The 14,341-nt window shown below is 54.4% G+C and carries 12 protein-coding genes; 3 read left to right on the top strand and 9 right to left on the bottom strand.

Features of this window, described 5'->3' with window-relative positions; all coding sequences use genetic code 11:
* Nucleotides 1-72: 72 nt before the first annotated feature.
* The 8 genes from ACTUJZ_RS08550 to rpsP all read right to left on the bottom strand — a co-directional run bounded on the left by ACTUJZ_RS08550 (nucleotide 73) and on the right by rpsP (nucleotide 7,467).
* A complete protein-coding gene (locus tag ACTUJZ_RS08550; protein ID WP_463635871.1) occupies nucleotides 73-2,388 on the bottom strand; it encodes a methyl-accepting chemotaxis protein in 2,316 nt (771 codons plus the stop codon).
* An 88-nt stretch (nucleotides 2,389-2,476) separates the two neighbouring features.
* On the bottom strand, nucleotides 2,477-3,625 hold the full coding sequence (tyrA, locus tag ACTUJZ_RS08545) for a bifunctional chorismate mutase/prephenate dehydrogenase (protein ID WP_463635870.1): 1,149 nt from the start codon (nucleotides 3,623-3,625) through the stop codon (nucleotides 2,477-2,479).
* Nucleotides 3,626-3,648: 23 nt separating this feature from the next.
* Nucleotides 3,649-4,740: a 3-deoxy-7-phosphoheptulonate synthase gene (locus ACTUJZ_RS08540; protein WP_463635869.1), complete on the bottom strand. Its 1,092-nt coding sequence runs from the start codon at nucleotides 4,738-4,740 to the stop codon at nucleotides 3,649-3,651.
* Between the two features lie 157 nt (nucleotides 4,741-4,897).
* Nucleotides 4,898-5,425 carry an LbetaH domain-containing protein gene (locus ACTUJZ_RS08535; RefSeq protein WP_463635868.1) on the bottom strand — a complete coding sequence of 176 codons (528 nt, stop codon included), beginning with the start codon at nucleotides 5,423-5,425 and terminating at the stop codon, nucleotides 4,898-4,900.
* Between the two features lie 109 nt (nucleotides 5,426-5,534).
* On the bottom strand, nucleotides 5,535-5,894 hold the full coding sequence (rplS, locus tag ACTUJZ_RS08530; RefSeq protein ID WP_463635944.1) for a 50S ribosomal protein L19: 360 nt from the start codon (nucleotides 5,892-5,894) through the stop codon (nucleotides 5,535-5,537).
* 18 nt (nucleotides 5,895-5,912) lie between these two features.
* Entirely contained in the window at nucleotides 5,913-6,629 is a 717-nt protein-coding gene (trmD, locus tag ACTUJZ_RS08525) for a tRNA (guanosine(37)-N1)-methyltransferase TrmD (RefSeq protein WP_463635943.1), read from the bottom strand.
* A gap of 45 nt (nucleotides 6,630-6,674) precedes the next feature.
* Nucleotides 6,675-7,193 carry a ribosome maturation factor RimM gene (gene rimM / locus ACTUJZ_RS08520; RefSeq protein WP_463635867.1) on the bottom strand — a complete coding sequence of 173 codons (519 nt, stop codon included), beginning with the start codon at nucleotides 7,191-7,193 and terminating at the stop codon, nucleotides 6,675-6,677.
* A 22-nt stretch (nucleotides 7,194-7,215) separates the two neighbouring features.
* On the bottom strand, nucleotides 7,216-7,467 hold the full coding sequence (gene rpsP, locus ACTUJZ_RS08515) for a 30S ribosomal protein S16 (RefSeq protein WP_018984518.1): 252 nt from the start codon (nucleotides 7,465-7,467) through the stop codon (nucleotides 7,216-7,218).
* A gap of 275 nt (nucleotides 7,468-7,742) precedes the next feature.
* Between rpsP and ACTUJZ_RS08510 the strand changes: the two genes are divergently transcribed.
* The 3 genes from ACTUJZ_RS08510 (at nucleotide 7,743) to ACTUJZ_RS08500 (ending at nucleotide 13,778) form a co-directional block, all read left to right on the top strand.
* Nucleotides 7,743-9,485, top strand: a complete 1,743-nt coding sequence (locus tag ACTUJZ_RS08510; RefSeq protein WP_463635866.1) for an ABC transporter transmembrane domain-containing protein — start codon at nucleotides 7,743-7,745, stop codon at nucleotides 9,483-9,485.
* Nucleotides 9,486-9,621: 136 nt separating this feature from the next.
* Nucleotides 9,622-10,674 (top strand): efflux RND transporter periplasmic adaptor subunit, encoded by a 1,053-nt coding sequence (locus tag ACTUJZ_RS08505; RefSeq protein WP_463635865.1) that lies wholly within the window; start codon nucleotides 9,622-9,624, stop codon nucleotides 10,672-10,674.
* On the top strand, nucleotides 10,671-13,778 hold the full coding sequence (locus tag ACTUJZ_RS08500) for an efflux RND transporter permease subunit (protein WP_463635864.1): 3,108 nt from the start codon (nucleotides 10,671-10,673) through the stop codon (nucleotides 13,776-13,778). Before ACTUJZ_RS08505 ends, ACTUJZ_RS08500 begins: the two co-directional genes overlap by 4 nt.
* Before the next feature lie 88 nt (nucleotides 13,779-13,866).
* Here the strand turns inward: ACTUJZ_RS08500 and ACTUJZ_RS08495 are convergent, their stop codons facing one another.
* Nucleotides 13,867-14,274, bottom strand: a complete 408-nt coding sequence (locus ACTUJZ_RS08495) for a TerB family tellurite resistance protein (RefSeq protein WP_463635863.1) — start codon at nucleotides 14,272-14,274, stop codon at nucleotides 13,867-13,869.
* Nucleotides 14,275-14,341 lie beyond the last annotated feature (67 nt).

Here is a 14,341-nt window from a genome sequence, read left to right as displayed (position 1 = left end):
GCCCGCACACGGTATCTGGCCGGCGTCACCCGGCGTACTACTTTATCCCGCCGCCTGCTCGGCGGGATGGCATCACACTCTAAAGCCATTGACCAGTGACTGCGACGAATTGGCCATCGCAGCCAGATGCTCGGCTGCATCGTTGGCTTCAGTGGTATCCTGCTCAATGGATTGCGACATCAGCGAGATGCGCGACACATTTTCACTGACACTGGCCGAGGCCGCATTTTGCTCCTGCGTGGCCTGGGCCACAGCTTCGGCCATATCCTGCACCTGTTCGATGATGACCGCCAGCTCCTGCATGGCATCGGATACATGACTGACCATATCAATTCCCTTGCCGGCCACATCCACCGCTTCTTGCATTTGCGTCACCGATGAACGTGAGGACTGATTCATACGCTCGATGATTTTGGCAATCTTTTCGGTGCTGTGACGGGAGCGTGTGGCCAAAGTACGCACCTCGTCGGCCACCACCGAAAAACCGCGCCCGGCATCACCGGCACGCGCAGCTTCAATAGCTGCATTGAGCGCCAGCAGGTTGGTTTGCTCGGCGATGCCGGTGATATCTTCCAGCAGCAAGGTGATATTATCCACCTCCGTTTGCAGAGTTTCTATCACATGTTGCGACTGGGTGAGTTGGGTGACCAGATGTTCAATATTGGAAGCGGCTTCGCGGGCATTGGCCATATTCTGACGCAGGCTGTCTCGAGCGCTGACCCCGTAATCGCGGGTTTCCACGGTTGAGCGTGCTACCTCGGCAATGGAGCTGGATAACTCCTGCACACAACTGGCTACCTGCTGGGTTTCGTCATGCTGACGGCTGGCACTGTCATTGCTATTGCGCATAATGGTACTTAGCTGGCCGGCTGCCATCGATAAGCTGGTGGCATCATCCTTAATTTTGCCCACAATACCCTGGATCTGTTCAATAAACTGGTTGAACGGCTCAATGATTTTGTCCACCTCAGGGATGCCGGACGGCTCTAGCCGACGGGTCAGGTCGCCGTCGCCGTGGCTCAATTTGTCGCAGGTGGCGCCCAGCGCAGTGAGTGGCTTGAGCAACATTTTTGATAATAACAATGCCACCAGCGCTGCCAGTAGCAAGATCACCAGTGACTTGATCACCACAGTGCTGAGCAATCGGTTTTGCAGCGCAGTTGCCGGTGCCAGAGCCTCGGCCACATCTATCTCGGCCAGCAGGCCATAGGTGTATTCACCGATAGTTACCGGCACAAACGAAGAAAACACATCTTCGCCGCGATAGTCGGTGACAGTGGCAAATCCCTGTTCGCCCTGCAGGGCACGTACCGCCGCTTCACTGTCCACCCGTTGCAGGCCCACCGAGGTACCGGCTGTGGCAATCTTGGGGGCAATGTCCGCAGGCACAGCCGCCAGATATTGCTCGGGGGCTTCTAAATAAAAGCGGCTTTCGGTCACCAGCAAACGGTCGGGTGAAACCAGATAGGTTTCACCCGTGTTGCCAAATCCCCGTGCCTGCCATTGCTCATCGTGAGTCAAAATTGCGCTGATACGGTCAATGGGGATTTGAAAAATTAAAATCCCCACACGCTGGCCGCGGCTATCCAAGATAGGCGAAGACAAAAAGCCGGCTAATGCGTTGTAGGATGGCAGATATACCTGCAGCTTACTGACCGAGGCATCACTGGCATCAGACTGGGCCATGGCCAGGCGGAATGCCTCACCAATCCCAGTGTCGGCATACGGGCCGGTGGTGACACTGGTGCCATAGTCGAGTTCTTTAAACACACTGTAGGCAATGGTGCCGGTGGCCGGATCCACCAGAAAAATATCGTAGTAGCCAAAATCATAAAGAATGCGGCGCATATGGGGATGGTAGGTTTGATGAGCCAGGTTATAACGGCTTTGAATACCCGAGCTGATTTGCTTGTCTTTTTCGCCCACGCCAAATTTTGAGTTGGCGATATAATCGTATTGCAGCTTGCGCGCTGTGGGGCCCAGGTCACTTAGCAGTGTGGCAGCCTGATTGTAATTCTCACCGTTGCGCTCACTGTACGCCTGCGCAAAGGTTTGACTGTAATAGGCGCGCAGTTCATCTTCTTGAGCACCGGTCAGGGCTGGGCGCTCATCTGCATACATAGCAAATGCCGGGATCAGTGCCTGCGCCGCCCCAACCATTAGGGGCGAGGCAGAAAAATTACTGATCTGGGCCTGGCTAAATTCAATGTACTGAGTGATGGCCTGGCTGGCCTGCACACTTTGCTGGGTAAGTTTTTCGTGGGCGGCCTGTTCTAGCGCTGCGCTGGAAGAAGACACCGACACATAAACAAAAACGCTGGCCAGGGTAATAATGGAGACCCCAACCAGCGCCATGATGGACAACATTAACCGCGTGCTAAGTTTCATCTACTAATTCCTTTTATTTTCCCCGACGGGGAGAAAACGATGGGCTAGATTAAACCTAGTACAGAATTAGCATCCCGGGTGCCGATTTTTATTCTTTTCGCAGCAGATGCCCGTCATCAGCTTTAAGCAACAATTGCTTGCTGTCGCTCAGGCAACGCTGCGCATAATCACCAAACCAGTCGCCAATGGCACTGAATTGACGGATAAAGCCGGCTTTGTCACCGCCTTCAAGTAATTCCAGCGCATCGCCAAAGCGGGTATGAAATCGGCGCAGTAAGGCAAAGTTGGCCGGGTTATTGAAGATGATATCAGCGTACAATTCCGGAGCCTGAGCAAAAAGACGTCCGACCATGGCCAGTTCGAGGCGATAGATAGGCGAGCTGAAGCGGATCAGGGTGTCCAGATCCGGATTCTCACCTTTAAGATGTTCGCCATACACAAAGGTACTGAAGTGGCGCATGACCTGAATAAAGGCCATGGCTTCATCATGTTCCTGGGCACTGCTGTGATGCAAGGTAGCACCCCAAGTGTACATTTGATCGATCAACCACTGGTAAGCTTCCGGCTGGCGGCCTTCGCATACCACCACCACCTGCTTGATCATACCAGGCGCGTCAGGGCCAAACATGGGGTGCAACCCCACTACCGGGCCTGCGTGTGCAGCCAGCATGGCATCCAACGGCGCCTGCTTGATACTGGTAATGTCCGCCAGCACACAATCTGCCGGCAACATGGTCATCAGCTCAATCACCTGCTCGGTGACATTAATGGGCACAGCCACCAGCACCAGCGACGCGTGTTCCAGTACCGGGCTGGCGCGGCCGGCCTGCCAGTCAGCCTGCTCGACTACCGCCACGTTGTAGCCGCTTTTTTCAAACAGCGAGACAAACACCTGGCCCAGCGCGCCGGCACCGCCGACCACCACCACCGTCCCCAGGTCCGGCCGGACACAGCGGTAACGGTTATTTTGAGTGTGGTAAGACTCACGCATAATGCGACGCAGCAGATCTTCCACCAGATCCGGTGACACTTGATTATCACTGGCCTGCTGACGTCGCGTGGCAATCAGGCTTTGTTCCCGCTCGGGCACATACACCGGCATGCCTGAGCGGGCTTTGATTTGCCCCACCTCGGTGGTAAGCCTGGCGCGACGGGCAAGCAGATTCACTAACTGTGCATCCAGCTCATCAATGCCCTGGCGTAATTCATTCAGCCGTTGAGACGACGCATCGTTCATACAGTGGTGTACCTCGTAGTGGCTCAAGCGACCTGGATGCGTTTGTCCTGGCGCATCGGTAACACGGTGATCAGGCGATCGCGCATATGGGTGATCAGCTGCTCGGTGGTGGCCCAGTCAATACACCCATCGGTCACCGACATACCGTATTCCAGCTCTTCAGGCGTTTTTCCATCCGCTTTCTGATTGCCCGAGTAGATGTGGCTTTCCAGCATCACGCCAATGATGGACTGGTTGCCTTCTAAGATTTGGTTGACCACATTTTTGGCCACCAGCGGCTGACGGCGGTAATCTTTGCTGGAATTAGCATGGCTGCAATCCACCATTAGGCCAGCTGTCAGACCGGCTTCGGCCAGCTCGGTTTCACATTCTGATACACACACCGAATCATAGTTTGGCTGCTTACCGCCACGCAGGATAATGTGACCGTCCGGGTTGCCTTTGGTGCCAATGATGCTGACCTGGCCTTGCTTATTGATGCCCATAAAACGGTGCGGGGATGCCGCCGATTTCAAAGCATTGATAGCGATATCCAGGCTGCCGTCGGTACCATTTTTGAAGCCCACCGGCATTGACAGGCCGCTGGCCATTTCGCGGTGAGTTTGCGATTCGGAAGTGCGCGCGCCGATGGCACTCCAGCTAAACAGTTCGGCCAGGTATTGCGGGCTGATAGGATCCAGCGCTTCGGTGGCCACCGGCAATTCCAGCTCGGCCAGCCAAATCAGTAGCTCGCGTGCCTTACGCAGGCCAGTTTCGATATCAAAGGTGCCATCCATGTGCGGGTCGTTGATCAGCCCTTTCCAGCCGGTGGTGGTACGCGGCTTCTCAAAATACACCCGCATCACAATAAATAGCGTGTCTTTACAGGCTTCGTGCATCTCTTTTAAGCGCAGCGCATAGTCTTTGGCAGCATCGATATCGTGGATAGAACACGGACCACAGATCACCAGCATGCGATGATCACCGCCATGGATGATATCAGAGATAGTGCTGCGGGCTTTAGAGATGGCAGACAGTGCTTTATCAGATACCGGCAGTGCGGCACTGAGCTCTTCGGGGGTCACCAGCACATCTTCGGTGCTGATGTGGACGTTGTTGACAGAATCCTGGATCATATTCACATTCTCACTGTTAGTCAGCAGGCAGTCTGGCCGCCTGTGCTGGCTGTACAATTATCATTACAACCAGCCGAATTGTTCTGTTAAAAGCTGGATTGACTTTTTATCAATTAATTTATAGGGCCGCAACCGCTGTTTGTCGAGGCAGCGATAATTACCGGTGAGCTGCACGGTCCGGCACCACCACCTGGCCAGCGGCAATATGGCTGTGCGCGGCGACCACACTGCCACCTAAAACCACCACGCCTGGCTCCAGTACTGCGCCGGCGCCGATATGAATGGGCCTGGCCTGCTGCCAGCCGGCCTGCCGGCGTTGTGGATCCGGATGATGATTGACCGTGGCCAACACCACGCCTTCACCGAGCACCACCCCGGCTTCCAGCACAATGGGCGCGGCATCCAGTAAGCTGACATGGGGCGCAATTTTCACCCCTGCGTGGCTTACAATATTGATGCCGTAATCGCAAAAAAAGCCTGTTCCCGGGTCTAGCCCGGGGCACTGCGGTAACAGGCTGGCCAGCAGGGCCTGCCGCTGAGCCGGATCGCGACAGCTGTGCAATGCCAGGCATTGCGCTTTGACCACATCGCGCCAGCGTCGTAATGGCTTTGCCTGAGTCTGGTACCAGCGGCCTTCCACCATTTGTTGCCAGATAGGCAATGCTGTGATGGCCTGGGTTGCCATAGTTTTTTCTGTGTCAGCGGGTAACAATGCTATCTAAGCCCTAAAACAAAAAAAGCCCGCAATCTGCGGGCTTTTCGAAAAGTTAACAATAACGCAAGGATTAGTAATCTTAGTTAAGCTTCTCTTTGATACGTGCAGATTTACCTGAACGCTCACGCAGATAATAAAGCTTAGCACGACGAACCGCACCACGACGTTTCACTTCAATTGCAGAAACAGCCGGGCTGTGTGTTTGGAAAACACGCTCTACGCCTTCGCCGCTTGATGTTTTACGTACGGTAAAAGACGAGTGAAGACCACGGTTACGCTTAGCGATAACAACACCTTCATAGGCCTGAAGACGCTCTTTGTCACCTTCGGTAACACGAACTTTAACACTCACTGTGTCGCCTGGACCAAACTCAGGCACATCAGTTTTCAGCTGTGCTTGTTCAATCTTTTTGATGATATCTTGACTGACTTTGCTCATCATATCCTCTCGTCCTAGTTAACTGTCATCTTGCTGCAGCTGCAACTTGAAAGATTCAAGCAGTTGCTGCTGCTCCTCAGTCAGAGCTAGGTGTTTTAACAATTCAGGGCGACGCTGCCAGGTTCTTCCCAGCGATTGCATAAGTCGCCACTGCCTGATTTTTTCGTGATCACCACTTAATAACACCGGCGGGACAGTGCGCCCGTCGAGTACTTCAGGCCGCGTATAATGCGGACAATCCAGTAACCCGTCGGTGAAAGAATCTTCAACCGCTGAAGCCTTGTGGCCCAGCACGCCGGGAACCAGCCGTGCGACAGCGTCCATCAGGACCATCGCGGGCAGTTCACCACCGCTTAGCACATAATCACCAATCGAAATTTCTTCATCGACCTGGCTTTCAATTACGCGCTCATCAATTCCTTCATAGCGCCCGCACAACAAAATTGTGCGGTCATACTCTGCCAGTCGGGTCACCCCGGCCTGGTCGAGCTTTTTGCCCTGCGGTGATAAGTAGATCACCTTGCTATTGGCTCCGCCAGCCTGTTTGGCTGCCGAAATTGCGTCAGTTAAAGGCTTAACCATCATCAGCATGCCCGGACCACCGCCATAAGGGCGATCATCCACAGTACGATGACGATCATGGGTATAGTCGCGCGGGTTGAAGGTGTCCACCGCCAGCGTGCCTGATTTTACTGCCCGACCTATCACACCTTGTTGGGTGAAGGGTGCGAACATCTCAGGAAATATACTGACAATGCCAAACCACTTTTCAGCGGTCACTTAAAACCCCGGTTCCCAGTCGACCGTAATTACCCGACCTTCTTTGTCTACCTGTTGTACCACTTCATCCAGTACAAACGGCAGCAATCGTTCTTTTTGACCAAATGCATCATTCGGATTGGCTTTGACCTGAAGTACGTCATTCGCCCCGGTATTAAACACATCTTTGACCACACCCAGATCGTAACCTTGCGTTGTTACCACCTGCATGCCGGTCAGGTCACGCCAGTAAAATTCGCCTTCATCAAGTTCAGGCAACTGGTCAGCAGCAATCAGAATATCCAGATTTTTGATGCGCTCGGCATCGTCTCTGCTATCGATATTCACAATTTTAGCCACCAGGGATTTACCGTGCGGACGCCACTGGTCAATTTGATATTGCTGATCGCCCACCACCCAGGGTGAGTAATCAAAAATACCTTCTGGTACATCGGTATAAGCATTGATTTTGACCCAACCTTTAACGCCATACGGCGCGCCGATTTTGCCAATAACCAGTTTGTCAGACGCTTGACTCATTTATACCCACCAGTTACGCAGCTTACGCTGCTGCTTTCTTTGCTTCTTTTACCAGGCTGTTCACGCGCTCTGATAAGCTCGCGCCAACACCAACCCAGTAATCAACACGTTCCAGGTCCAGGCGCAGACGCTCTGATTGACCTTGTGCTGTAGGGTTGAAGAAACCGACGTTTTCGATGAAACGACCGTCTCTTGCGCGGCTGCTCTCAGCCACTACAACTTGATAAAATGGACGCTTTTTCGCGCCTCCACGCTGTAAACGAATAGTAACCATAAGTGCCTCAAACTCGTTGTAGCGTTACCGTTAACTTTGCCTTCCGGCTCTGATGTGACTCGCACATAGGCTGGAAGGCCGCGCAATTGTACGGATATGACAGGCAAATGCAAGTACAAATGGCCACCAATTCCCTGGCACAGGCCCGCGTCAGAATGCGCCCTGATAAGTTGTTGGCGTGGCGCAAAGCAAAAATAGTGCGCCAGCTGCAGTTAAATACAGTAACGTAATGCAAAGAACCACCTATAAATGAGGAGCAGCTTCTGGCTTCACAAGTGTTACATACCGTTTCGACCAACCAGGTATTACGCTGGCTGGGTAGCCATTTGCGCCCGTATAAAGGCCATGTGGCCGGGGCCATTGTGGCGTTGTTTTTTGCGGCCGGGGCCTGGCTGGCACTGGGCCAGGGTGTGCGGTATGCCATCGACCAGGGCTTTGTGGCCGATCATCCCGAGGTACTTAATCAAGCCGCGATGGCTGTTCTGGCCTTATGTCTGGTGGCCAGCCTAGCTACTTATTGCCGCTTTTATTTGATGACCTGGCTGGGTGAGAAGGTCAGCGCCAGGGTGCGTAACCAGGTGTTTGAGCACCTGTTGACCCTGCCCCCGGCGTTTTTTTCCAAGATCCGTACCGGTGAAGTGATTTCCCGCTTTACCAGCGATACTGCCATACTACAAACGGTGATTGGTATGAGCCTGTCGATGGCGCTGCGCTCGGCGGTGACCTTTATTGGCGCGCTATTACTGATGCTGACCACCAGCCCCATGCTCACCGTATGTGTGCTGCTGGCGGTGCCGGCGGTGCTTATCCCTATCCGCATGCTGGCGCCTAAAGTGCGCCGCTACGCCCGGGCCAGCCAGGATAAAATTGCCGATCTAGGCGCGCACATTGACCAAAGTCTGCATGAGATAGCCACTGTCCAGGCATTCAATGCCCAACACTTTGAAGCGCAGCATTTTAATCAGCGAGTGGACGAGGCCTTTCAAACTGCCCGCCAGCGCATTCATTACCGGGCACTGCTCATTGGCCTGATTATGGTGATGAGCCTGTGTGCGATCTTATTAATTGCCTGGATTGGTGCGCGTCAGGTATTTAGCGGCAGCCTGTCTGCCGGCGAATTGTCGGCCTTTTTATTTTATGCGGTGATGGCCGGCGGCAGCATGGCCACCATCAGCGAAGTGATTGGAGAAGTGCAGCGTGGTGTAGGCGCCAGTGAGCGCTTACTGGAGTTGTTAGCCACCCCGGCCGGTATCGCCTCGGGTGACACCACCCTGCCCCCGCTCTCCCGGGCACCGGCGATCACCTTTGATACCATCACATTTGCTTATCCCGATTCGGCCCCGCTGTTCGAGGACTTTTCACTCACCATCCACAGCGCTGAAAAAGTGGCGCTGGTGGGAGCCAGCGGCGCTGGCAAAACCAGCCTGTTTCAGCTGATGTTGCGCTTTTACGATGTGCAGAGCGGCCAGATTTGTCTTAATGATTCTCCCCTACCCAACCTCACCCTGGCTTCTTTACGCGACCAGATTGCCCTGGTCAGCCAGGACGCAGTGGTATTTGCCACCAGCGTACTGGAAAATATCCGCTATGGTCGACCACAGGCCAGTGATAATGACGTGATTGAGGCGGCCAAAGCCGCCTTTGCCCATGAATTCATTGATGAGCTTGAGCACGGCTATCACACCGAGCTGGGCGAACGCGGCGTGCGCTTGTCCGGCGGCCAGCGCCAGCGTATTGCTATTGCCCGGGCCATTTTGGCCGACCGACCGGTACTGTTGCTGGATGAAGCCACCAGTGCGCTGGATGCGCGCAGTGAAAAAATGGTGCAGCAGGCACTCAACCGCCTGATGCAGGGCCGCACCACGGTGGTCATTGCCCACCGCCTGGCCACGGTGCAGCATGCCGACCGCATTATTGTGCTGGATAAGGGGAAGATTGTGGCCGAGGGCCAGCATGAGGTGTTGATGAAAAGCGACACACTGTACCGTCAATACGCCGAACTGCAATTGCTAAGCTAGGCCCCATGTGGTGCTATTAACAGGTTGCGCGATCGTTAATGTTTCGCAACATTCGAACTAATAATCTCACCGAGTCGTTACAAACATAAATTGATTTATAAGGCGGTTCGAATTTACTTTTTTCGATGGAACAACCATGTTGATACAGTTATTCAAAAAAGGGCCTGTGTGGGGCCTTTGTTTTATCCTGCTTACTCTGTCTGGCACCAGTCAGGCCCAGTTTTTTGGTGATAACCAGGCCAAACTGGTGGTCCTGGAAAAATTAACCTTTCAGCATGAAACCAAAAATGTCGAAGCCGTGGGCACTGCCGAAGCCATTCGCTCGGTCACCCTGTTTGCCGCTGCCGCCGATGAAGTCACCGAAATCAACTTTGTCCCTGGGCAGTATGTGGAAGCAGGCAAAGTGCTGGTGCGTCTGGATGATCGCCGCCAGCAAGTGGCAGTACGCCGGGCCCGCTTACAATTGGAAGATACCCAACGTACCTATAACCGCCTGAAAGAAAGCCTGTCGCGCGGCGCGGTAGCTCAAAGCGAGCTGGATCTTGCCCGCACCGCCCGGGATCTAGCCGAAGTCACCCTGGACGAAGCCCAGGCCGATCTGGCCGATCGTGTGGTTCAGGCGCCGTTTAATGGCGTGGTAGGCCTGACTGATATTGAAGTAGGCGACCGCATTACTGAACAGACTGCCATCACTACGCTGGATGACCGCTCTAAACTGTTTATCAACTTTCGCGCGCCGGAAGCCGCTCTGTCTATTATGATGAATGATCCCAAGGTGACCCTGGAGCCCTGGACCAACCGCGATACCGAAATTGAGGCGCAAATTGCTGAGCTGGATTCACGCATCAATGAAGCCGACCGCACCATGCGCGCCCGCGCCATTTTAGATAACAGCAATGATCAGTATCGTCCCGGCATGAGTTTTCGGGTCAACCTGTCTTTAGATGGCAACCGCTATGCTGCTATTCCAGAAGCCGCGCTGCTGTGGGGCGCTAACGGCGCCTATGTCTGGTTGTCCCAAGAGGGCAAGGCGCAGCGGGTGGATGTGAAAGTGCATCAGCGTTTGCGCGGCACTATTTTGGTATCCGGCAAACTAAAAGAAGGTGACCTGCTGATTTCTGAAGGCGTGCAACGTCTGCGTAATGGCCAGGATGTCACTACTGAGCTGGCCCGGAGTCAGCCGCGATGAGCCATCTTACATCGCAAAATAATGATCTGCCCTCTACGGCGATTCGCCGGCCGGTCCTGATTGTTGTTCTTAATCTGCTGATTGCCATTGCCGGTTTTGCTGCGCTCAATGGCCTGGAAGTGCGGGAACTGCCGGATGTGGATACCCCCACCATAACAGTGACCGCCCAGCTGCCTGGCGGTTCGCCGGAAACCGTGGATACCGAAGTCACCAGCCGCTTAGAAGGCGCAGTGGCCCGGGTCAGCGGTGTGCAAAATATTTATGCCCAGAGTGAAGAAAACAGCGCCCGCATTCGGGTGGAATTTCGCCCTGGGGTTAACTTAGAAGATGCGGCCAACGAAACCCGTGAGTCGGTCAGCCGGGTACAGCGTGAGCTGCCTGAAGATGTCGAACAAGTCTCCATCATTCGCGCCGATAACGATGCCCAGGCGGTGGTCAGCCTGGCGGTGTCCTCACAAACTCTGGATATGGAAACTCTCACCGAGCGGGTGGATACTGATATTGCGCCATTGTTTTTAAGTATTCCCGGCGTTGCCGATGTGCAGCTAAGCGGCAACCGTGAACGCACCCTGCGGGTGTCGGTAGACCCGCTACGCCTGACCAGCTATGGCCTATCCATGACCGATGTGGCCGCTGCGCTACGTTTAGCGCCATTTGATGTGCCGGCCGGCAGTATTCAGTCGCAGGACCAATCGTTGATTGTGCGCGCCGATGCCACGTCGGTGACCGCCGATGATGTAGCCTCTATTGTGCTTGACGGTGATATTCGCATCGGCGATGTAGCCAGTGTGTATTTTGGCCCGGCCGATACCACCAGCATGGTGCGTTTGGACGGCAAACCGGTGGTGGGTATTGGCATCGTTCGTCAGGCCAGCTCCAACACCATCGAAATCTCCGACGAAGTGACTGCCATGGTCAGCCAGCTTAATGCCCGGTTTACCGATATGGATATTGTGATCACCTCGGATGATGCCAGCTTTATCCGCGATTCGGTGAGCGAAGTAGTCCAATCATTAAGCCTCACGGTGCTGCTGGTGGTGTTCACCCTGTTGGTATTCATTGGCTCCTGGCGCGCTACCATTGTGCCGGCGTTGTCGATCCCGGTGTCATTAGCCGGCGCGTTGGGGATTATCTGGGCGCTGGGCTTTTCCATCAATATTCTAACCCTGCTGGCATTGGTACTGGCCACCGGCATGATTGTGGATGATGCCATTGTGGTGTCAGAAAATATTCAGCGTCGCCGGGCCATGGGTTTAGGAGCTCGCGCGGCGGCGGTGGTCGGCTCACGCGAAGTGTTTTTTGCGGTAGTGGCCACCACCGCTGTGCTGGCGTCGGTATTTATCCCTATCGCGTTTTTACCTTCTACTGCCGGGCGCTTATTCCGTGAATTTGGCGGTGTACTGGCTGGTGCTGTGATTATTTCTTCCTTTGTAGCCCTGTCATTGGTTCCGGCGCTCACCGCCCGCTTGCCGCTAAAAACCAGAGCCACCGGCGGCATGTTTGATAAAACCTTTGGTCGCGTCGGCCATGTGTTTTTGCGCGGTTACCATTCTTCGCTGTTATGGTGTTTGAAGCATGGCTGGGTGGTGATCATCGCCAGTCTGCTGGCGGCCGGTGGTGCCTGGTTGTTGTCGCAAAATATTAAAAGCGAACTGCTGCCAAGCGAAGACCGCGGCACCATCCGTATTTTTGCCCGTGGTCCGGACGGCGCCGGGATCAACTTTATGGATCGCCAGGCCGAACGCATGGAAGAAGTGCTGATGCCGTATGTGGAAAACGAAACCGTAGATTCCATTTATACCGTGGTGGGTTCGTGGGATCCCAATATTGTGTTTATCACCGCCCCGCTGAAGCACTGGGATGAGCGGGATAAATCCTTGCAGGAAGTGATTGATGAGATCCGTCCGCCGCTGCAATCTATTCCCGGCGCGCCCGGTAGTGCCTTTGGTGGCAATAGTTTGAACCTGCGTGGCCAGGGTGGCGGCATGGAAATCGCGCTGACCGGTGATAGCTATGAGCGTATCTTCAGTGCTGCCCAGGATTTTGCCGCGCAAATTGAACAGGCGGTACCTGAGCTGGGTACGCCACGGATCAGCTACGAGCCGACTCAGCCGCAGATGCGTATCAATATCGACCGGCGCCGCGCCGACGAACTGGGCGTGCCGCTCAATGATATTGCAGCCACCCTGCGCGCTGCGGTAAACGGCGATGACATTGCTGATTTGAATGTGGGCGATCAGTCGATTCCTATTATGCTGCAATCTTCAGAGCGTAATACCGGCAACCCGGCCGATCTGACCAATCTGTATGTAAAATCAGAATCAGGCAGCCTGGTGCCCTTATCCAGTATTGCGTATATCAGCGAAGAAGGGGTGGCCGCGGAGCTGGAGCGCCAAGCGCAGCGCCGTGCCATCGAGCTGCAAATGGAACTGCCGGATGAAATTGCCATCAATGAAGCCGTAGCCAAGATCCGGGCGTTGCAATCCACCCTGCCCGACGGCATTGGCTTGTTATTTTTAGGCGAAGCGCAGACCTATGAAGAAACTTCTGAGCAGGTAGCGCTGACCTATGTGCTGGCTTTTATCATTGTATTGTTAGTATTAGCCGCACAATTTGAAAGTGTTAACAGTGCGGTGGTGGTGATGCTGACGGTACCGTTTGGCATCGCAGCAGCGATTTTTGCGTTGTTCTTAACCAATACCACTATCAATGTGTATTCGCAGATCGGCCTGGTGATGCTGATTGGCTTGCTGGCCAAAAATGCCATCCTGCTGATTGAGTTTGCTGACCAGCTGCGCGATCGGGGCTACGAGATATATGATGCCATTGTCGAAGCCGGCCGGGTGCGCCTGCGCCCGATCATGATGACGCTCGTCTCGACCATCCTAGGTGGTTTGCCGTTGATCCTGTCCACCGGCGCCGGGGCGGAATCGCGTAATGCTATTGGCTGGGTGGTGTTCGGTGGTTTAGGCATTGCGGTGGTCTTTACCCTGTACCTTACACCGGTGTTGTATCTGGGCCTGGCGCGTTTCACCAAGCCACGGGCGGATGAAAGCCAGCGGCTGGAAGATGAACTGGACAAAGCCAGCCAGCAAGCGCTGTAGGCGCTGCACGCGCTCAGTAAACAGCAAAAAGCCCGCTTGTTCGCGGGCTTTTTTGTGGGCGGAGAGTTTGTGGGCGAAGCGGGTTGGCTCAGGCCACCGGGGTTTCGGGTGGTGCTGCTGGTTTTTCCAGCAGTTCTTTGGCGAGAATTTTGTGACTGAGCAGGGACAAGATGGCGGTTTCATCTTCACTGCGCTCACCATCCACGCCGGTGATCATCATGGCCACTTCCATGGCTTTGTGCGCATCATAGGTCAATGCTTCTTTGAAGGTACGCAGATAGCGGCCCCCTTCGCGCGCATCCAGGGCCTGGCGGGTCTGGTAAATTACTTCATTTAAATAAGCTTCCCGGGAGATCGGACTTTGCCAGTCTAGTTCAGCCACTAACTCTTCCAGGTATTCCTGTTCGGTCAGTGTGACCTTGTTGTCAATTTGATATAGCAGCACTGCCAGCCGGATGACTGCATGATTGAAGGTCTGTTGTTGTGAGAATTGCATGCTTGCTCCTGCACACCGACATCACACCGGTGCAAAATGGGACGGCCTTGTCTGAGGGAAAGACAAC

It is taken from the genome of Alteromonas sp. WD8-37, assembly GCF_055326825.1.
The sequence above is the reverse complement of the archived record's forward strand: the minus strand, read 5'-3'. Positions and strand labels throughout refer to the sequence as shown.

Coding starts and splice junctions, on each gene's coding strand:
- rpsP (WP_018984518.1), bottom strand. CDS start 7,467: ATGGTTACTATTCGTTTACAGCGTGGAGGCGCGAAAAAGCGTCCATTT.
- ACTUJZ_RS08505 (WP_463635865.1), top strand. CDS start 9,622: ATGTTGATACAGTTATTCAAAAAAGGGCCTGTGTGGGGCCTTTGTTTT.
- ACTUJZ_RS08550 (WP_463635871.1), bottom strand. CDS start 2,388: ATGAAACTTAGCACGCGGTTAATGTTGTCCATCATGGCGCTGGTTGGG.
- ACTUJZ_RS08500 (WP_463635864.1), top strand. CDS start 10,671: ATGAGCCATCTTACATCGCAAAATAATGATCTGCCCTCTACGGCGATT.
- trmD (WP_463635943.1), bottom strand. CDS start 6,629: ATGTTCGCACCCTTCACCCAACAAGGTGTGATAGGTCGGGCAGTAAAA.
- rplS (WP_463635944.1), bottom strand. CDS start 5,894: ATGAGCAAAGTCAGTCAAGATATCATCAAAAAGATTGAACAAGCACAG.
- ACTUJZ_RS08540 (WP_463635869.1), bottom strand. CDS start 4,740: ATGATCCAGGATTCTGTCAACAACGTCCACATCAGCACCGAAGATGTG.
- ACTUJZ_RS08495 (WP_463635863.1), bottom strand. CDS start 14,274: ATGCAATTCTCACAACAACAGACCTTCAATCATGCAGTCATCCGGCTG.
- rimM (WP_463635867.1), bottom strand. CDS start 7,193: ATGAGTCAAGCGTCTGACAAACTGGTTATTGGCAAAATCGGCGCGCCG.
- tyrA (WP_463635870.1), bottom strand. CDS start 3,625: ATGAACGATGCGTCGTCTCAACGGCTGAATGAATTACGCCAGGGCATT.
- ACTUJZ_RS08535 (WP_463635868.1), bottom strand. CDS start 5,425: ATGGCAACCCAGGCCATCACAGCATTGCCTATCTGGCAACAAATGGTG.